Here is a 19530-nt window from a genome sequence, read left to right on the forward strand (position 1 = left end):
CGTTCTCTCCCTGAATTTTATATTTTGTATTTAGTCGTCTTACGTCACGAAACGCCGCTACATGCGCTTGCCGGTCGCCTCGTCGAACAGATGCACCAGCGCCGGATCGGGCTTCAGCTTGACCTTGTCGCCCGGGTTGAACTGGTGACGCTCGCGGAAAACCGCGACGACCTGCTCGCCACCGACCTTCGCAAATACCTGCGTCTCCGAACCGGTCGGCTCGACCACGACGATCTCGGCGTCGGCACCGTCATCGGCGATGGTGAAATGCTCGGGACGGACGCCATAGACCACAGGCTTGCCATCGGAGCCCGCCGGCGCGCTCTTGAGCGGCAGCCTGACGCCGTTCGGTCCCTCGAAGGTCGCAACGCCGTTGACGCGGACATGCCCCTTCAGGAAGTTCATCGCGGGCGAGCCGATGAAACCGGCGACGAACTGGTTTTCCGGCTTGTCGTAGAGCTCGAGCGGCGTGCCCATCTGCTCGACGATGCCGTCATGCATCACGACGATCTTGTCGGCCATGGTCATGGCCTCGATCTGGTCGTGGGTGACGTAGACGGTCGTGGTCTTGAGCCGCTGGTGCAGCTCCTTGATCTCGGTGCGCATGGCGACGCGCAGCTTGGCGTCGAGGTTCGACAAGGGCTCGTCAAACAGGAACACCTGGGGATCGCGCACGATGGCGCGGCCCATGGCGACGCGCTGGCGCTGGCCGCCGGAGAGCTGGCGCGGATAGCGCTCGAGCAACGGCGTCAGTGCGAGGATTTCGGCAGCGCGCTTGACGCGCTTGTTGATCTCGTCGGAGCCGGCGTTACGCAGCTTCAGCGAGAAGCCCATGTTTTCGCCGACCGTCATGTGCGGGTAGAGCGCGTAGTTCTGGAACACCATCGCAATGTCCCGCTCCTTCGGCTGGACATTGTTGACGACGCGGTCGCCGATCGAGATCGTGCCGGAGGTGATGTTCTCGAGGCCTGCGAGCATGCGCAGAAGCGTCGACTTGCCGCAGCCGGAAGGGCCAACCAGGACGACGAACTGGCCGTCCTCGATCGGAATCGAGACGCCGTGCAGGACTTCAAAATTGCCGAACGATTTCCGCACGTCGCGGATTTGCACAGACGACATCTAGGCTCCCTCCTCCGACTTAGACGACGCAACTGTGGCGCCGCCACCGTCTTGTTTTTTCTGAACTTCGCCGACCCGAAGCCCCTCTTAACAGGCGACATTGTCGGCAGTTTGTGCGGCTTTGGCAATTTGTCTTTGGTTAGTCGTTGCTGGTAGCGCTGTCAACGATCCTTTGTTTGCGGGAGTGGCTGTGTTAAGAGCAACAAATGGGACGAAAGCGCACCAAGTCGGGCAAGATTCGGTTGGCGGAAGTCGCCGAGCTCGCCGGCGTCAGCCCCATTACCGCCTCCCGCTTCTTCCGCAATCCCGAGGCGCTGTCGGTCGCCAAGCGGACGCGGGTCGAAAGCGCGGCCCGGGAGCTCGGCTATGTGCCCAACCTTGCGGCACGCGCGCTGGCCTCGCAGCGCACCGAGGTGATCGGTGTCTTGATTCCGTCACTGACCAACAACGTGTTCTCCGACGTGCTGCGCGGCATCTATGACGCCTCCGAAAGCAGCCGTTACTCGATCCAGCTGTCCAACACGCGTTACAGCATCCTCCAGGAGGAGAAGCTGTTGCGCCTGTTTCTGGCGCAGAAGCCGGCGGGACTGATCGTCACAGGCATCGACCAGACCACGGAATCGCGCGCGATGCTGGAGGCGGCCGACTGCCCGATCGTTCAGATCATGGAGATCGGGCCCAACCCGGTCGACATGATGATCGGCTTTTCCCATTATGATGCAGCGCGCGCGGCAATTGCACATTTGTTCGCGCAGGGCCACCGCAGGATCGGCTTCGTCGGCGCGCGCATGGACCCGCGGGTGCAGCGCCGGCTCGACGGCTATGTCGCGGCCATGAAGGACGCCGGCCTGTTCGACCAAAGACTGATCGTGACGACGGCGACGCCGACCTCGGTCACGCTCGGCGGCGCGCTGTTCGCCGATCTTCTCGCGCGCGAGCCCGGCATCGACTCGGTGTTCTGCGCCAATGACGACCTCGCGCTCGGCGTGCTGTTCGAATGCCGCCGACGGGACATCGCAGTCCCCGATCAGATCGCGATCGTCGGCTTCAACGACCTCGAATTCATGGCCTCCTCGGTGCCGACGCTGACGAGCGTCCGGACCAACCGCTACGAAATGGGCAGCGCTGCTGCCGCGATGCTGATCGAGGCGATCGAAGGCAAGCGTCCCGAGGAGCCCGTGCTCGATCTCGGCTTTACCGTGATCGAGCGGCAGAGTTCGCAGACGCAGCGGCTCGCGGCCGGCCCGCACACGCCGGAATGGGCGCCAGCCGTACAAAATGATAGCGTTACCAACGACCCATGAGTAGTATCGCTGCCATCAGGAAACGTTCGCCAGCAGGCGGGCCGTCACGACATGCTCGCGCTGCCGGGCATCGCACCGATCGGCATCCCGGACGCCGGCCCGTGCGTTTGCATTGAAGGAGAATCCAATGACAAAAAAGCCAACCAATGGGCATGCGCCCGCCGGTAACGGCACCCGCCGCCACCTTCGCTCGCAGGACTGGTTCAACAACCCGCATAATCCGGGCATGACCGCGCTCTACATGGAGCGCTATCTGAACTACGGCCTCACCCGCGCCGAGTTGCAGTCCGGCAAGCCGATCATCGGCATCGCCCAGACCGGCAACGACCTCTCCCCCTGCAACCGCCATCATATCGAGCTCGCGCATCGCGTCCGCGAAGGCATCCGCGAGGCCGGCGGCATTGCGATGGAATTCCCGACCCACCCGATCCAGGAGACCGGCAAGCGCCCGACCGCGGCGCTCGACCGCAACCTCGCCTATCTCGGCCTGGTCGAGATCCTCTACGGCTATCCGCTCGACGGCGTGGTGCTGACCACCGGCTGCGACAAGACCACGCCCGCCTTGATGATGGCGGCGGCGACCGTGAACCTGCCCGCGATCGTGCTGTCGGGCGGCCCGATGCTCAACGGCTGGCATGCCGGTGAGCGCACCGGCTCCGGCACCATCGTCTGGAAGTCGCGCGAGCGGCTCGCCGCAGGCGAGATCGACTACGAAGAGTTCATGGAGATCGTGGCGTCCTCGGCGCCTTCGGTCGGCCATTGCAACACCATGGGCACGGCCTCGACCATGAACGGCCTTGCCGAAGCGCTCGGCTTCTCGCTGCCGGGTTGCTCGGCGATTCCGGCCCCCTACCGCGAACGCGGCCAGATCGCCTACGAGACGGGCAAGCGCGCCGTCGAGATGGTCTGGGAAGACCTCAAGCCCTCGGACATCCTGACCCGCAAGGCGTTCGAGAACTGCATCGTGATCAATTCGGCGATCGGCGGCTCGACCAACGCACCGATCCACATCAATGCGCTCGCCCGGCATATCGGCGTGGAGCTGTCGATCGATGACTGGCAGAAATTCGGCCATGACGTGCCGCTGCTGGTCAACATGCAGCCGGCCGGCTTCTATCTCGGCGAGGAATTCCACCGCGCCGGTGGCGTGCCGGCCGTCGTGCGCGAATTGATGAAGCACAAGCGCATCCATGAGGACGCAGTCACGGTGAACGGCCGCGGCATCGGCGAGAACTGCAAGGATGCGCCGAAGCCCGACAACGACGTGATCTGGGCTTATGACAAGCCGCTGGTGAAGGACGCCGGCTTCCTGGTGCTGAAGGGCAATCTGTTCGATTCCGCGATCATGAAGACCTCCGTGATCTCCAAGGAATTCCGCGACCGCTATCTCGTCAACCCGAAGGATCTGAATGCCTTCGAGGGCCGCGCGATCGTGTTCGAGGGTCCGGAGGACTATCACGAGCGGATCGATGACGCCTCGCTCGACATCGACGAGCACTGCGTGCTGTTCATCCGCGGCACCGGCCCGATCGGCTATCCCGGCGGCGCGGAGGTCGTGAACATGCAGCCGCCGGCCGCCCTGATCAAACGCGGGATCCTGTCCCTGCCCTGCATCGGCGACGGTCGCCAGTCCGGCACGTCGGGCTCGCCGTCGATCCTGAACGCCTCGCCGGAAGCCGCCGCCAATGGCGGCCTTGCGATCCTCAAGACCGGCGACAAGGTGCGCATCGACCTCAACAAGGGCAGCGCCAACATCCTGATCTCGGACGACGAGTTGAAGAAGCGCCACGCCGAATTGAAGGCCAGCGGCGGCTTCAAGCACCCGGCGAACCAGACGCCTTGGCAGGAGATCTATCGCAACACCGTCGGCCAGCAATCGACCGGCGCCTGCATGGAGCTCGCCACGCGCTACCAGAACGTCGCCGCCGCGTTTGGCGTGCCGCGGGATAATCACTAACAGCGACACCGTCATTGCGAGGAGCGTAGCGACGAAGCAATCCAGACTGCCTCCGCGGCAAGATTCTGGATTGCTTCGCTTCGCTCGCAATGACGAGAAACGAACAGTCAAATTTTCAAGGTGAGGAGAACAAGAACATGGCAGACCGCCTCAAGGGTAAGCGCGCCGTCATCACGGCTGCAGCGGCAGGCATCGGGCGCGCATGCGCCCTCGCATTCGCGCGTGAAGGCGCAACCGTCATCGCCACCGACATCAACGAGGCCGGCATCGCGGGCCTGACCAAGGAAGGCATCGCCGAGGTCGCAAAGCTCGACGTCCGCAACACCGCCGACGTCAACGCCTTCGCCAAGCGCATCGGCAAGATCGACATCCTGCTCAACGCCGCCGGCTTCGTGCATCACGGCACCATCCTGGAGTGCTCGGAGGAGGATTTCGATTTCTCGTTCGACCTCAACGTCAAGTCGATGCACCGGACCATCAGGGCGTTCCTGCCCGACATGCTCGCGGGCGGCGGCGGCAGCATCGTCAACATCTCGTCCTGCGCGGCGCTGCGGCCGCCGGCGAACCGCTACGTCTACAGCTCCTCGAAGGCCGCCGTGTCGCTGCTGACCCGCGCAGTCGCGCTCGACTTCATCACCAAGGGCATCCGCTGCAACTCGATCTGCCCCGGCACGGTCGAGACCCCCTCGATGCTCGACCGCGCCGCAGCCCAGGGGCCGCAGGGCAAGGAGATGTTCATTTCCCGCCAGAAGATGGGCCGGCTCGGCACCGCCGACGAAATCGCCAACATGGCGATCTATCTCGGCAGCGACGAGAGCGCGTTCACCACCGGCGTCGACCTCGTCGTCGACGGCGGCTACATGCTCTGACGCCCGCAGGGATCACATCTCATGAACAAGATTGATCTCAACGGCCGCGTCGCCGTCGTCACGGGCGGCGCGCAGGGTTTTGGCCGCGCGATCACCGAGCGCTTCGTCGCCTCCGGTGCCAAGGTCGCTATCTGGGATTTCGATGCCGCGCTGGCCGAGAAGACGGCGAAGGAAATCGGCGACAGCGTCCGCGCGGTCAAGGTCGACGTCACCGACACCGCAGGCGTCGAGCAGGCGCGCGATGCCACGCTTGCCGCCTTCGGCAAGATCGACATCCTCGTCAACAATGCCGGCATCGCCGGCGTCAACAAGCCGGTGTGGGAGACCGATCTCGAGGAATGGCGCAAGGTGCTGCGCATCAACCTCGACGGCCCCTTCATCGTCTGCAAGGCGATCGTGCCCGTGATGCTCAAGCAGAAATACGGGCGGATCGTGAACATCGCCTCGATCGCCGGCAAGGAAGGCAATCCAAACGCCTCGCACTATTCGGCGTCGAAGGCCGGCCTGATCGCGCTGACGAAGTCACTCGGCAAGGAGCTCGCCGCCCATGACATTCTCGTGAATGCCGTGACGCCGGCGGCGGCGAAGACCGCGATCTTCGACCAGATGACGCAGCAGCATATCGATTTCATGCTGTCGAAAATTCCCAAAGCCCGCTTCGTCCTGGTGGAAGAGCTCGCCGCGATGGCCGCGTGGCTTGCATCCGAAGATTGTGCCTTCTCCACTGGCGCGGTCTTTGATATTTCCGGGGGACGGGCGACCTATTGAGAGCGTGATGGTCCGTCCAGGGAGGCGGACCATGCAGCTTGGGCGTCGGGATTTTGTGAAGTTCGCAGCCGGCGCGGGCGCGCTGCCGCTGCTGTCGCAACGCGCGCTGGCGCAGCTCGCGCCCAACCCGCCGAGCATCCGCCCGCCCTCGCCGGCCGAACGCACGGCAATGGGCCGGCTGGCGCAGAGCTTCATGGGCAAGTTCGACGTGCCGGGGCTCTCTTTTGCGATCGGCTATGCGGGTGCGATCGTCCACCAGGCCGCCTTCGGCGTCGCCGATCGCGAGCAGAATGAAGCAACGACGCCGCAACATCTGTTTCGCATCGCCAGCGTCAGCAAGATGATCACCTCGGTCACGCTGTTTCGGCTGATCGAGGAGAACCGCGTCAAGCTCACCGACCGCGTGTTCGGCCCCGGCGCGCTGCTCGGCACCGATTACGGCGCGCCGCCCTACTCGCCCGGCATCGACCAGATCACGCTCGAGCATCTCCTGACACATACCGGCGGCGGCTGGACCAACGACAACCGCGATCCCATGTTCACGCATCCGCACATGGACCACGCGCAGCTGATCACCTGGACGCTGGCCAATCGGCCGCTCGACCGTCCGCCGGGCCAGCACTACGCCTACTCGAATTTCGGCTATTGCGTGCTGGGCCGCGTGATCGAGAAGCTCACCGGCCAGCGCTATGCCGAACATGTCCGCACCGAGGTGCTCAACCGTTGCGGCGTCACCGATATGACCATCGCCGGCAACACAAGCGACCAGCGCCAGGCCGGCGAAGTCGCCTATTACTGCAAGGTCGAAAGTCCCTACGAGATGAACGTCCGCCGCATGGATTCCCATGGCGGCTGGATCGCGACGCCGACTGACCTCGTGCAGTTCCTGATGCATGTCGACGGTTATGCCCGGCCGGCGAACATCCTGCGGCCGCGCACCATCCAGGTCATGACCACGGCACCGAGCTACAGCCCGGACTATGCCAAGGGATTCTGCATCAACAGTTCAGGCAATTGGTGGCACAATGGCAGCCTGCCCGGCACCAGCACGATTGCGGTCAGAACCCATGGCGGCTTCTGCTGGGCCGCCTTCACCAACGTCAGCCGGCCGAACACCAAGATGGATGACGAACTCGATGAGCTCAACTGGAACATGGCGCGGCAAGTCAGCGAATGGCGGGTGGCATGATTAGAGAAGGTGGATGCCTGTGCGGCGCGGTGCGGTTCAAGGCGGAGGGCGAGCCGTTGAATGTGCGCATCTGCCATTGCCGCATGTGCCAGAAAGCGATGGGCTCGCCTTATTTCGTCCGCGCCCAGTTCGACCAGAAAGCGCTGACCGTTGAAGGCGACACCGGCCGTTACGCATCGTCCGAGGCCATCGAGCGCGTGTTCTGCAAGAACTGCGGCACCCGGCTGTTCTCCTGGCGGCGCAACGGCACACTGGCCGGCGTGGCGCTCGCGACCTTCGACGACCGCAATGCCTTCGCACCGACCGAGCACATCTGGGTCTCGGAAAAGCTCGCCTGGCTGAAGCTCGACGATGGCCTGAAACAATATGAGAGGACGATCCCGGCGTAAGGTCAGGGCCGGCTTGAAGCAGGCAAGCTGGCGGTCTCAACGCGCCGTCCTGTCGTCGTGGCCAGCCAGATTCCCGCAAACACCGCGACGATGCCGGCGGCGAGATTCCAGCGCAGCGGCTCGTTCAGCAGGAAGGCGCCAACCAGTGACGCCGTGATCGGATTGACCGTCACCGAGATCGCCACGCGCGTTGGCGTCGTCCGCTCCAGCGCGAAGGCCCAGAGATAGAAGGTCAGCGCCGCGCCGAAGGCGCCGAGGTAAAGCGCGGCGAGCCATTGCGGCGTGCCGAAATTTGCGACGGGCGCAAAACTGCCGCGGAAACACGAGAGCAGGACAAGGCAGACGGCGCCCGCTGCCATGCTCATGGTGGTGAAGGCGATCGGGCTGGAGCGCCGGATCAACGGCCTCGACCAGATGCCGTACAGCGCCATGCACAGCGCAGCCGCCATCATCAGGAGATCGCCGCGCCAGGCGCCCGACGGCGCCGAACCGAGGTCCGTGAGCAGCGCGACGGCAACGCCTGATGTTGCCACCACGATGCCGATCGATTTGCGCCAGCTCAGCGCCTCGCTGCCGAGCGCGGCGCCGATCACGAGCGTCAACAGCGGCAATGTCGACAGTGCGAGCGCGCCGCGCGCGGCTGTCGTGAAGATCAGCGATGCGTTGAACAGGATCGGAAACAGCGCGAAGAAGAGGATACCGAGCCCGACAGCAACAACCCAGTCGCCCCGCGACGGCCAGCGATCGCCACGCAGCCATGTCAGCGGCAGCAGCAGGAGAAAGCCGATCCCGAACCGGAACGAGCCGATCGCCAGCGGATCGATGCTGCCAACGAGATAGCGCGTCGCACCGATCGAGGTGCCGCCGAGCGCACTCGATAGCACCGCAGCCAGAACGCCAAGAATCTCGCCCACCATCCCTCCCGTCGAACGCCTTGACGAAGAGCATACGGGCCGTGCCCAAACTGGGAATGGAATTTCCGTCATGCTGGGATAAATTTTGGTCATGACCGTGCCCGATCTCGATCCCGATCTGCTGAGGGCTTTTCTCGCCGTCGCCGAGCATCGCTCGTTCACGCGCGCGGCCGATCAGCTCAACCGCACCCAGTCGGCGGTGAGCGTGCAGGTCAGGCGCCTCGAGGAGCGGCTCGGCGCAAAGCTGTTTCAGCGCAATCGGGCCGGAATCGTGCCGACCGCCGCGGGCGACGAGTTGCGGGCCTATGCGCAGCGCATCCTTGCGCTCCATGCCGAAGCAATCGGCGCGTTACGCGCACGCAAGCCGGAAGCCGTCATCCGCCTCGGCGTGATGGACGATTATGGCACGATCGTCATTCCGCCCCTGCTGGCGGGCTTCGCCAGGGAGCATCCGGCGGTGCGGGTCGAGATCGAGACCGGGCTGACCGCGACGATGCCGGCCCGGCTCGGCGAAGCCTATGACCTCGTCATCGCCATGCATCCGCAAGGGCGTGGCGACGGCGAGTTGTTGCGGCGCGAGCAGGCCGTCTGGGCGGCGGCCGCCACCTGCCGCGCCACGGCGGAGGACACTCTGCCCGTCGCGCTGTACCCGCCCGGTTGCCTGTTTCGCCAATGGGCCGCAGACGCGCTCGATCGCGCCGGCCGGCGGTGGCGGCTCGCCTTCGTCAGCCGGACGCTGGCGGCGGTGGAATCGATCGCGGCGGAGGGCCTTGCGATTACCGTGGTGAAGGCCGGCATCCTGCCGCCTCGGCTCCGCGCTCTCGGCGCACGCGACGGCCTGCCGCCGCTTCCCGCGGCCGACATCCGCTTCCACCGCGCGCGCAACCTGCCGCGCCCGGCGGCCCGGCTTGCCGATCATTTGCAGCGTGGCATTTCGGAACCGGCCATCCTATCTTGAGCCGAAGCGTTGCTGCACCGCCGGTCTGGCCAGGTCGTCTGCAAGGCGACGAGCAAAACCGGACGAGATGCAAATTGAACATTTCCCTCTATGACCTCTCGGTGTGGGTGCTGCCGCTGGTGCTTGCCATCACTTTCCACGAGGCGGCGCACGGCTTCGTCGCGCACCGCCTCGGCGACAACACCGCCTGGCAGCTCGGCCGCGTCAGCTTCAATCCGCTGCGCCATATCGACCCGTTCGGCACGCTGATCCTGCCGGCGATGCTGTTGTTTGCGCATTCGCCGTTCCTGTTCGGCTACGCCAAGCCGGTGCCGGTGAACTTTCGCAACCTCAACAATCCGAAGCTGGACATGGTCTGGGTCGCCCTGGCCGGCCCCGTCACCAACATCCTGCTGGCGCTGGTCGCGGGCCTCGCCCTGCACGCCCTGCCCCTGGCGCCCGCCAGTTCGGCGCAATGGATCTTCGACAACCTCAAGAATGCGCTGCTGATCAACGCCGTGCTGGCGGTCTTCAACATGATGCCGATCCCGCCGCTGGACGGCGGACGGGTCGCGGTCGGGCTGTTGCCGCGGCCGCTTGCCCTGCCCCTGTCACGGCTCGAGCCGTACGGCATGATGATCCTGATCGCGCTTCTGATCCTGCTGCCGCTTGCGGGTTCCCAGTTCGGTCTAAATCTTGATGTTATTTCAGCAATACTGCGAACGTTGACCGGTTATGTGATTCAAGCTGTTCTCTTCGCTACCGGCAATGCGTAGTTGAAGACACTCCCTTCAAGACCATGCACTTGAAGATCCCGGACTTGAAGATCCTGCACTTGAAGACAAAGCCGAAGGGCTAGAGGCCAACTTGGTCAAAGCTGCCGATATGCTGATCGCGCGACGCGCCGACACCCGTGCCCGCGCCGATTTCGCCACCTGGAAGATGATGGCCAAGCTGAATGGGTTGTCGGCGCTGCCTGCGGACGCACAGGGCTTCCTCGACGGCTATAAGAAGCTGCTGGAGCGGATGAGCGAGGGCGAGGCCGCCGAAGCCACCATCGCCGAGGTCTACAAATCCTACTATCTGGAGATGGGCGGCGCCGGGAACCCGCCCGATGTGCGTACCCGGGCGGCTGAGCCGGTGGCGGACAATGTTACCGCCTTCCGGCGCCCGGCCCCCAAGCCGAAGAAGGCCGCCATGTTCGGATCGGCGATGTTCGGTGGAACCGAGAAGCGCCCCCTCCCGGTGGCGCTGATCTTCGCCTGCCTGGTCGTGGTCTACGTCTCGATCAAGTTCTTCTGGCGCTGACGGTCTACTTTGACGGCTTCTTGAAATTCACCGGCAGGCTGAAGGCGAACTGATCGTCGGTCAGGTCGGCCGGCGGGACCGGCACGGGATCCGAACGGCGCACCATGGAGATGGCCTCGCTGTCGAAGGCGGGATCGCCGGAGGACTCGGCCACGTCGACTGACACGACATTGCCGCGTCGGTTCAGGACCAGGCTGAGCTTGACCGTCGTCGTCTTGCTCTTGTCCTTGGGATAGCGCTTGTGCAGCTCGAAATAGGCGCTGATCCGCTTGCCCCACTCGGCCGTCAGCTTGCGAAGGTCCTTGCCGATGCCCTGGTTGGGGGCAGCCGCCTTCTCGTCCTCGCGCGCGTCTTCGTTCAGCGCCTGCCTCGCCGATTCCTGGGCGTTCGGCATCTCCTCGACGGCCTGGGTTTCGACCTTGGCCACTTTCGTGGTGTCCTCGACCGGCTTCTTGGAGTCGTTCTCGGTGACGAGGCGGTCCGGGTCTTCGGCCTCCTGAGGTATTTCCTTCGGCAGATCGGTCTCGTGAACCTCGGCCTGCTGCTGCATCTGCTGCGGCTGGTACTGCGAGGCTTCGCTATCCGGGCCGGGAGGCAGATCCGTCTCGGGAAGCTTCGGCGAGGTCATCTCGACGGCGTATTCCGCGCCGTTGGCGCCGAGGCCATCGTCGCCGTCGTCGGCACGAAGGTTGGCGAGCGCCAGCGCAGCCCCGCCGAGATGCAGGCCAATCGCGGCGATCGCGGCCAGAATCCAGAGCCGCCGGGATGGTTTTGCGTCGATTACAGGGTCGGACATCGCGCTGCCGTCAGGGTTGGACCGCCCCCTGCGCCGGCCCAGCCGCCGCAGGAGGTGCTTCGAGCGCCACCAGCTTGATCCGAGAATAGCCGCCGGACCGCAGGATTTCCATGACGCCCATCAACTCGCCGTAGGGCACGGCCTTGTCGGCGCGCAGGAACACGTATTTGTCCTTGCTCATGTCGGCGATGGCGTCGAGCGAGCTGACAAGGTCGGTCCGCTTGACCGCGTTTTCGCCGATCGCGAGCGTCAGATCGGGCTTGATGCTGACATAGGTCGGCTTGTCCGGCTTCTTCTGCGGCGTCGCGCTCGAGGTCGGCAGGTCGATCGGCAGATCGACCGTCGACAAGGGAGCCGCGACCATGAAGATGATCAGCAGCACCAGGATGACGTCGATGAACGGCGTGACGTTGATGTCATGCGTTTCCGAGAAGTCGTCGTCGTCATCGTTGTCGGTGAGCGAGACAGCCATGGCCTACTCCGCCGCGCGCGAATGTGCGCTGCCGTGGCTGCGATCGAGATCACGCGACAACAGCCGCGCCGCCGCTCCCGAGGCGCGGCTGACGAGCTCGAGATAGCCCTTCGTCACGCGCGAGAAGTGATTGTAGATGATGACGGCCGGGATCGCCGCGACGAGGCCGATGGCGGTCGCGAGCAGTGCCTCGGCGATACCGGGAGCGACGACAGCGAGGTTCGTCGTCTGCGACTTCGAGATGCCGATGAAGCTGTTCATGATGCCCCAGACGGTACCGAACAGGCCGACGAAGGGCGACGTCGAGCCGATGGTGGCGAGGAAGCCCATGCCGATGCGAATGCGGCGCTGTTCGGCGCGCACGATCTCGGCGAAGCTCGAGGCCGCGCGCTCCTTGATGCCGGTGTCGCTGGAGAGGCCCGCCGACATCCGCGCCTCGCGCAGCGCTGCCGCCAGGAAGGACGGCAGGATGCCCTGCTTGGTGCCGAGCGCCATCTGGGCTTCCGCGAGCGAGCGCACCTCGGCGATCTTCTTCAGTGCCGAACGGAGCTTGGCGGACGCGACCGACAGCTCGATCGACTTCGCGATGAAGACGGTCCAGGTCACGAGCGAGGCGAAGGCAAGCCCGATCATCACCGCCTTCACGATGATGTCCGCCGACATGAACATCACCCAGGGCGACAATTCCTTCATGGCCGGCGCGATACCGGCCTTCGGCGCCGCCTCGGATGCGGGGGCGATGGTAGCCTCGGTCGCGCTGGGCGCGGCGGCCGCGGGCGCAGCCACCGCGGGGGCGGCCGTCGACGGCGCGGGCGCCGCAACATTCGGCTGTGCCGCAACTGCGGGAGCAGCCGGAGCCGGCTGGGCCGCCACGGGTGCCGGCGCCGCAACGGGCCGTGCCGGCGCGGCCGGCTGGGTTTGTGTCTGGGCAGAAACAGGAGCTGCGAGCCAGGTGGCCGTCAGCAGCACGGCTGCAGCGAAGCTTGCTTGGAAAGATGTGATCTTCATACTTCGGCCCAGTAGCGAATGAGGTTGTGATAGATACCCGTCAATTTGACCGTTTCGGGATCGTCACGCCCGAGCCGTGCCACCAGCGCCTGAATGGCGGTGTCGAGATCAAAGATCATGCTGCGAGCTTGATCGTCCCGTATCATGCTCTGGAGCCAGAAGAAAGACGCAACCCGCGCCCCCCTGGTCACCGGCGTGACCAGATGCAGGCTGGTCGAGGGATAGAGCACGCAGTCCCCGGCTGGCAACTTGACTTCGTGCGAGCCGTAGGTGTCCTCGATCACAAGTTCGCCACCGTCGTAATCCTCGGGCTCGCTCAGGAACAGCGTGACCGACAGATCCGTGCGGATGCGAAGGCCGGTCAGCCGGTCGCCGCGGATGGCGTTGTCGACATGCAGGCCGAAATGATGGCCGCTGTCCGCCGCATAGCGGTTGAACAGCGGCGGGAAGATCTGGAGCGGGATCGCGGCTGCCAGAAATCGCGGGTTCGCCGTCAACGCCGAGATGATGCGATGGCCGAGCTTGCGCGCGACCTCGCTATCCGGCGGCAACTGCTCGTTGCGCTTGACCATTGCTGACTGCGCGCCCGCGGTGGAACGGCCGTCTTCCCATTCGCTGGCGTCCATGATGCGGCGGAAATCCGCCACATCTTCCTTGCTCAGGACGCCGTCTATGCATGTCAGCATGGCACCTCGTTATCTCTCCATCAGTAGCGCGCCGAAAGGACCACATAGGCCGCGCGTCCCGGTGCTTCCAGCACGAAGGGCGCGGCGCTCTGGTACAACGCGTCGTAGTAGCGCTTGTCGAAGATGTTGTTGACGAACAGTTTGACCTGCCAGTTCTTGTTGATCTTCGCTTCGGCGAACGCGTCGAAGCGCCAGTAGCTCGGGATCGACGTGCCCTGGTTTGCAGCGAGCAACGTGCCGCCGTAGATCTCCGAGCGGTACACTGCTTGCCCCCCGAGTTCCCAGACATCGGTGAGCTGATATTTGGTCAACAAGCTGAAGGATTGGTGCGCAACGTTGGCAAGCTTGAGTCCGACGTTGGTCGGATAAAGCGCGATGTTGGGCGACGGCGCCAGCGACTTCGTAATCTCCGACTGCATCAGGACGAGGCCGCCGAATACGCTCCATCTGTCGGTGAGCTTGCCGCCGACACCGAGATCGATGCCGCGAATGCGGTAAGCTGCGCCTGCCGTGATACAAGACACCGTGCCGGTCGTGGCCGGGACGGTCACCGGGTAGGGACAGGTCGCGGTTGCCGTCGCCGCGGTGATGTTCTGCGCCTCGCGGGCATTTTCCTTGGTGGTCTGAAACAGCGCTGCCGTCAGCAAAAGATGACGGTCGAACAGCTCCCACTTCGTTCCGAGTTCGATCGCCTTGTTCTTCTCCGGCCCGAAAATCTGGTTCGTGCTGCCGTTGAGGAACGGTGAGAGACCGCCATAGGCGGTGCTGGTTCCGTCGAATTCCGCGCCAACTGGGTTTGCCGAGGTCGCATACGCTACATAGACGCTGCCGTTCGGAAGCGGCTTAAGTGTAAGACCCAGGTTGAAGTTTGGAATCAGGAATTCGGCGGACTGCGTGCCGAACTTGTTGACGCCGGAGACCGCTGTGTATCCCGACGTATTGATGCTGTAATTGTCGTAGCGGAAGCCGCCATTGAGGATCAGGAGATCGCGATAGTTCGCGCTATCCATGACATAGCCGCTAACGGTGTCGATGCCGATCTTGGTCGGCAGGCCCGCGACCGACGGGGTCGGGAACGACAAGAACGTGTTTTGGGGAAAGAACACGTTCGTGTTTGTCGGCGATCCGGATGCGCTTAAGGGAGTGCCGACCGTCTCGGTGGTGAGTCCAAGATATTTGTCGATCGATGATCTCTCACGATCGACTTCGATACCCGCCAGCGCGGTATGCTTGAAGCCGACTCCATCCTGGAATTTGTAAGTCGCCTCCGTCTGATTGGCGAGCACGTCGGTAACCTGAATACGACTCTGCGGGTTGGACGTCACCGTGGAGGCCGACAAGGGCGTGCCGATCACGGGCGATTCCGGCAGAGTTCCGATGTAGTTTTGGCTCGAGCTGGAAGCGCGGAACTTGTTGCTGACCATCAGATCGGGGGTGATCTGCACTTCCGCGTTGATCGTGCCGATGTCCTGACCGGTCCGGTAGAAGTCGCGGTTGATCTCGCCATACCAGTTTCTGCGGTTCGCACCGAAGTCCGGGAACGGACCGCCGGCAGTCGACGTCGCGCTGGGCCGGTAATACGGCACGCCGAAATCCGGACGGCCAGTCAGTTCGGTATGAATGTAGTCGGTCGTAATCTTGATCGCGTCGGTCGGCTTCCAAGTCGTAGCGACGAAGGCACCATCACGGTTGTCCGTGACGTAGTCGCGGCCAGCCACACCGGCATCCTGGAACAACCCACCTGCACGGATGGCAAAGGTTGGATCGACCACCTGGTTGACGTCGAGCACAACACGCTTGGTCCTGTCGGTGCCAAACGTGGTGTCCATGTTGTAGAAGCTCTTCTCCGTCACCGCCTGCTTGGTGACGATGTTGATCGCACCACCGGCAACACCGCGGCCCGCAAAGGTCGAGCCGGGGCCGCGCAAGATCTCGACCTGCTCGGTGAAGAAGTTCTCACGGACGCTGACGCCAGAATCGCGCACGCCGTCGATGAAGATGTCGTTGCGGGCGTCGAAACCGCGAATAAAGAAGCGGTCGCCGAAGGCGTTGCCGCCCTCGCCCGTGCCCAGGGTCACGCCAGCGGTGCTCAAAATCGCCTGCTTCAGCGTCGTGGCGTTCTTGTCCTCGAGCACTTCCTTGCTGAGCACGGTGATCGACTTCGGCGTATCGACCAGCTTCTCGGGAAACTTGCCGCCCGCCTGGACGTGGTCGACCTTGTAGGGTGCAGCGGGGTCTGCATACGGATTGCGATCGGGTGCCGGACCGTTCGCATCGACGACCGGGCCTGTTGCCGCCTGCTGGCGCTGCGCGGCGCGACGCAGCGCGTTGCGGGCACGGACCTGGTCGGGTGTCGGCTTTGCAGCGGTGGAGCGCGGACGTTCCTTGGGCGCATCGACGTTCACGGGAGGCAGATTGGTCTGTTGCGCCTGCGCGCCGGTCGAGACGGACGCGGCCGCAATCAGGCTCGCGACGGCAGACACGGTCTTGCCGGTCGCGCCATCGAGATTGCTGCCCAATGATTTCCGAACCGCGACCGAACGCAACGACCGCGGTGTTCTTGTAACGCCCATCACACGCCCCACTGTGCTTCTTCTGCTTCCAATAGTCGCGTTGCGACAACGCGACGCATTGGTGCTACCGAGCGTGTTCAGGGGGGTCAACGCGATCACAGCAACACTGGGCAACAAACCAGCCACTTCATAGCGATTCTAAACTTGTCTGCGCATTTCAGTTTGAACCGTTCTAAACTGAAGTTTGTAAGCGTTCTAAACTGGTACCAAGTTGCGGATGGCGCGCATCGTGGTCGATTGCAGGAGCGCAGGGACGCCTGCCGTGGCAGGCATCCCGTTTTTGGAACGGCGCAATCAGAACGTCATCAGAACTTGGCCGTCGTGACGATGTAGAACGCCCGCCCCGGCGCGACCGCGACGAACGGCACGGCGCTGCGATAGAGCGTGTCGTAGTAGAGCTTGTTGGTGAGGTTCTGGGCGTAGAACTTCATGGTCCAGTTCTTGTCGATCTTCTTCTCGACGAACGCATCGAAGCGCCAGTAGCTCGGCAGCTCGTTGCCGGTGTTGGCCGCGAACGTGCCGCCATAGACCTTGGAGCGATACACCGCCTGCCCGCCGACTTCCCAATCGCCGTCGAACTTGTACTTGGTCAGCATGCTGAACGACTGGTGGGCGACGTTGGCAAGCTGCAGGCCGAGGTTGGAGGCGATGTTGCTCTGCGTGACCTTGGACTGCATCAGCACCAGGCCGCCGAAGATGCTCCATCGATCGGTGATCTTGCCCTCGGCCTCGATGTCGATGCCCTGGATCTTGTAGGCCGCGCCCGAGGTGAGGAGGCCCGCAGCGTTGGTCTCGCGCGCATTGTCCTTCGTGGTCTGGAACAGCGCCGCAGAGACCAGCAGGTGACGATCGGCGAGTTCCCACTTGGTGCCGACCTCCGCCGCCTTGTTGCGTTCGGGCCCGAGCAGAACGGTCGTGTTGGCGGGAACGCCACCGTAATCGGTGCCGGTCGCGTCGAGCTCCGAGCCGAACGGATTGGCCGAGGTCGCGTAGGCCGCATAGATGCTGCCGATCGACATCGGCTTGTAGACCAGGCCGACGTTATAGTTGACCAGATCGGAGTTCATTTTCAGATAGGCCGCATTGGTCGACGAGCTCATGTTGTAGCCGTCGTAGCGGATGCCGCCATTGACGATGACGGTGTCCTGCCAGTTCGCGGTGTCCATGACATAGACACTGCTGGTGTTGACGCCATAGCGCGTCGGATTGCCCGTCAGCGTCGGTGTGCCGAAGCCACCGACGTAAGCGGACTGAGGGTTGTAGAGATTGATCCCCGAGAGAGCCCCGTTGCTCGTGAAGCCGGAGCCGGCCAGCTCCGATGCAAGACCCGAGTAACGATCGATCGAGATGTTCTCGTTGGTGTATTCGACGCCGAACACCGCGGTGTGCTTGATCCCGCCGGTGTCGAGCTTGAACGTGGCCTCGTTCTGGTTGGCCCACACGTCCACCGTCTGGTAGCGGCTCTGCGCGCTCGCCGTCGTGGTCCAGAGCAGCGGATTGATGTTGGTCGTCACCGGGTTCTGCGGCAGCGTGCCGATATAGTTCAGCAGCGAATGCTCGCCGCGCACCTTGCTGGTCAGCGTGATGGCTTCGTTGACCTTGTACTCCGCCGTCCCGGTGCCGAAATCCTGCCGCGCGGTCTGGAAGTCGCGGTTGAGGAAGCCGTACCAGGTCCCGCGCGGAATGCCGGCCGACGTCACCGGCACGTTGCCCTGCTTGTAATAAGGCACGCCGAAATCGGGCAGACCGCTGAGATCGGTGTGGACGTAGTTCGTCGTGATCTTGATGTCGTTGGTCGGGGTATACTTGGTCGACAGGAACGTGCCCCAGCGATCGTCGGTCACGTAGTTGCGGCCGGCGACATTGGCGTCCTGGAACAGGCCGCCGGTGCGCACCGAGAAGGTCGGATCGACGACCTGGTTGACGTCGAGCGTGACCCGCTTGGTCCGGTCGGTGCCGAACTCGGTATCCATCCGCTTGAAGTTGACGTCGCCGGCCTGCTTGGTGACGATATTGATGGCGCCGCCGGCGGTGCCGCGGCCGGCATAGGACGATGCCGGTCCGCGCAGGATCTCGATCTGCTCGGTGAAGAAGTTCTCGCGGATCGACACGGCGGGATCGCGGATGCCGTCGATGAAGACGTCGTTGCGCGCGTCGAAGCCGCGGATGAAGAAGCGGTCGCCGAAGGCGTTGCCGCCCTCGCCCGACCCCAGCGTCACGCCGGCGGTCGAGCGACCGATCTCCTTCAGCGTCGTCGCGTTCTTGTCCTCGAGCACTTCCTTGCTGAGCACCGTGATCGTCTTCGGCGTGTTCAGCATCGGCTCGGGAAACTTGCCGGAGGCCTGGACGTGGTCGACCTTGTAGGGCGCAGCCGGATCGGCATAGGGATTGCGATCCACTGCACCGGCCGGGGCCGGTGCCGCGGCGGCGGCCTGCTGCTGCGCCTGCTGGCGCTGCGCGGCGCGGCGAAGCGCGTTGCGTGCACGGACCTGCTCCGGCGTCGGCTTGGAGGCTGCCGGACGCGAACGCTCGACCGGCGCATCGACATTCACCGGCGGCAGGCTCGACTGCTGCGCCTGTGCGCCGCCCGAGACCGACGCCACTGCAATCAGGCCGGCGACGGCGGACACCGCCTTGCCGGAATTGCCATCGAGTTCAAACGAATTCCTTGCCGCGATCGCACGCAACGATCGCGGAGCCACCGCCAGCCCCATTCCAACGCACCCCAATTTATATTCGTCGATCCGCGACATGCGCGACGAACGATGAGGCGGTGCTATCGATCGCGAAAAATCAGGTCAATGCGAGGAGACGCGCGCGACCACTTGAATCGCTCTAGTTCAAATCGATTCTAAAATTTCGAATCCGAAACGATGAAATGTCGCGCGACATATTGAAGCAATCGGAAACAGCAGCACTTGTCGTCGCGCATCATTTTGCGCAGCCGTCAGTCACTGCTCGGCGGCTTCATCAACGAGAACAATTCGTCGATGGTGCGCTGCGCGGTCGCGCGCACACGATCGGTGTTGTCCATGCCGGCGATGTTGATGCCGTTGACGACGGCTTTGATCTCGTCGCGAAAGTCGGTGAGGAAGCGCAAGGGATCACGCTGCTCGTTGGCGACGCGCGCGATCAACCCCGTGATCAAGATCTGACACGCGATCAGCTTGCCGTTCAGCTCGTCCATCATGTGCTCCCGTTGTGGCGGGCCGATATGAACGACACTGATTTTCCTGACAAC

At 63.8% G+C, this 19530-nt stretch carries 18 protein-coding genes; 9 read left to right on the top strand and 9 right to left on the bottom strand.

Annotated features, from left to right (window positions below; genetic code table 11):
- Positions 1 to 57 precede the first annotated feature (57 nt).
- Positions 58 to 1119 carry a sn-glycerol-3-phosphate ABC transporter ATP-binding protein UgpC gene (ugpC, locus tag QA645_RS25545; protein WP_254130833.1) on the bottom strand — a complete coding sequence of 354 codons (1062 nt, stop codon included), beginning with the start codon at positions 1117 to 1119 and terminating at the stop codon, positions 58 to 60.
- Between the two features lie 206 nt (positions 1120 to 1325).
- Here ugpC and QA645_RS25550 point away from each other — a divergent pair, with 206 nt between their 5' ends.
- The 6 genes from QA645_RS25550 (at position 1326) to QA645_RS25575 (ending at position 7595) form a co-directional block, all read left to right on the top strand.
- On the top strand, positions 1326 to 2423 hold the full coding sequence (locus tag QA645_RS25550; RefSeq protein ID WP_254130832.1) for a LacI family DNA-binding transcriptional regulator: 1098 nt from the start codon (positions 1326 to 1328) through the stop codon (positions 2421 to 2423).
- Positions 2424 to 2550: 127 nt separating this feature from the next.
- Complete coding sequence (locus QA645_RS25555; RefSeq protein ID WP_254130831.1) at positions 2551 to 4380, top strand: IlvD/Edd family dehydratase; 1830 nt, start codon at positions 2551 to 2553, stop codon at positions 4378 to 4380.
- 137 nt (positions 4381 to 4517) lie between these two features.
- Positions 4518 to 5249 (top strand): SDR family oxidoreductase, encoded by a 732-nt coding sequence (locus QA645_RS25560; protein WP_254193248.1) that lies wholly within the window; start codon positions 4518 to 4520, stop codon positions 5247 to 5249.
- Positions 5250 to 5270: 21 nt separating this feature from the next.
- Complete coding sequence (locus tag QA645_RS25565; RefSeq protein WP_283044365.1) at positions 5271 to 6017, top strand: SDR family NAD(P)-dependent oxidoreductase; 747 nt, start codon at positions 5271 to 5273, stop codon at positions 6015 to 6017.
- Positions 6018 to 6048: 31 nt separating this feature from the next.
- Positions 6049 to 7206, top strand: a complete 1158-nt coding sequence (locus tag QA645_RS25570; protein WP_283044366.1) for a serine hydrolase domain-containing protein — start codon at positions 6049 to 6051, stop codon at positions 7204 to 7206.
- A complete protein-coding gene (locus QA645_RS25575; protein ID WP_254130827.1) occupies positions 7203 to 7595 on the top strand; it encodes a GFA family protein in 393 nt (130 codons plus the stop codon). Before QA645_RS25570 ends, QA645_RS25575 begins: the two co-directional genes overlap by 4 nt.
- A gap of 2 nt (positions 7596 to 7597) precedes the next feature.
- Here QA645_RS25575 and QA645_RS25580 read toward each other — a convergent pair whose 3' ends face one another.
- Positions 7598 to 8509: a DMT family transporter gene (locus QA645_RS25580; protein WP_283044367.1), complete on the bottom strand. Its 912-nt coding sequence runs from the start codon at positions 8507 to 8509 to the stop codon at positions 7598 to 7600.
- A 91-nt stretch (positions 8510 to 8600) separates the two neighbouring features.
- Here QA645_RS25580 and QA645_RS25585 point away from each other — a divergent pair, with 91 nt between their 5' ends.
- From QA645_RS25585 to QA645_RS25595, 3 genes are all read left to right on the top strand, one after another.
- Entirely contained in the window at positions 8601 to 9467 is an 867-nt protein-coding gene (locus QA645_RS25585; protein ID WP_283044368.1) for a LysR family transcriptional regulator, read from the top strand.
- A 74-nt stretch (positions 9468 to 9541) separates the two neighbouring features.
- Complete coding sequence (locus QA645_RS25590) at positions 9542 to 10222, top strand: site-2 protease family protein (RefSeq protein WP_254130824.1); 681 nt, start codon at positions 9542 to 9544, stop codon at positions 10220 to 10222.
- A 109-nt stretch (positions 10223 to 10331) separates the two neighbouring features.
- Positions 10332 to 10754 carry a hypothetical protein gene (locus tag QA645_RS25595; RefSeq protein ID WP_283053326.1) on the top strand — a complete coding sequence of 141 codons (423 nt, stop codon included), beginning with the start codon at positions 10332 to 10334 and terminating at the stop codon, positions 10752 to 10754.
- A 4-nt stretch (positions 10755 to 10758) separates the two neighbouring features.
- Here QA645_RS25595 and QA645_RS25600 read toward each other — a convergent pair whose 3' ends face one another.
- The 7 genes from QA645_RS25600 to QA645_RS25630 all read right to left on the bottom strand — a co-directional run bounded on the left by QA645_RS25600 (position 10759) and on the right by QA645_RS25630 (position 19476).
- On the bottom strand, positions 10759 to 11550 hold the full coding sequence (locus tag QA645_RS25600; RefSeq protein WP_254130823.1) for a TonB family protein: 792 nt from the start codon (positions 11548 to 11550) through the stop codon (positions 10759 to 10761).
- A gap of 10 nt (positions 11551 to 11560) precedes the next feature.
- Positions 11561 to 12022 carry a TonB system transport protein ExbD gene (exbD, locus tag QA645_RS25605; RefSeq protein WP_254130822.1) on the bottom strand — a complete coding sequence of 154 codons (462 nt, stop codon included), beginning with the start codon at positions 12020 to 12022 and terminating at the stop codon, positions 11561 to 11563.
- A gap of 3 nt (positions 12023 to 12025) precedes the next feature.
- On the bottom strand, positions 12026 to 13030 hold the full coding sequence (exbB, locus tag QA645_RS25610; RefSeq protein ID WP_283044369.1) for a tonB-system energizer ExbB: 1005 nt from the start codon (positions 13028 to 13030) through the stop codon (positions 12026 to 12028).
- A complete protein-coding gene (locus tag QA645_RS25615; RefSeq protein WP_254130820.1) occupies positions 13027 to 13716 on the bottom strand; it encodes a Fe2+-dependent dioxygenase in 690 nt (229 codons plus the stop codon). The genes exbB and QA645_RS25615 overlap by 4 nt, the downstream gene beginning before the upstream one ends.
- Before the next feature lie 20 nt (positions 13717 to 13736).
- Positions 13737 to 16289 (bottom strand): TonB-dependent receptor, encoded by a 2553-nt coding sequence (locus tag QA645_RS25620; protein ID WP_283044370.1) that lies wholly within the window; start codon positions 16287 to 16289, stop codon positions 13737 to 13739.
- Positions 16290 to 16594: 305 nt separating this feature from the next.
- Complete coding sequence (locus QA645_RS25625; protein WP_283044371.1) at positions 16595 to 19003, bottom strand: TonB-dependent receptor; 2409 nt, start codon at positions 19001 to 19003, stop codon at positions 16595 to 16597.
- A 233-nt stretch (positions 19004 to 19236) separates the two neighbouring features.
- Positions 19237 to 19476, bottom strand: a complete 240-nt coding sequence (locus tag QA645_RS25630) for a hypothetical protein (RefSeq protein ID WP_283044372.1) — start codon at positions 19474 to 19476, stop codon at positions 19237 to 19239.
- Positions 19477 to 19530 lie beyond the last annotated feature (54 nt).

This window comes from Bradyrhizobium sp. CIAT3101, from assembly GCF_029714945.1.
Taxonomy (GTDB): Bacteria; Pseudomonadota; Alphaproteobacteria; order Rhizobiales; family Xanthobacteraceae; genus Bradyrhizobium.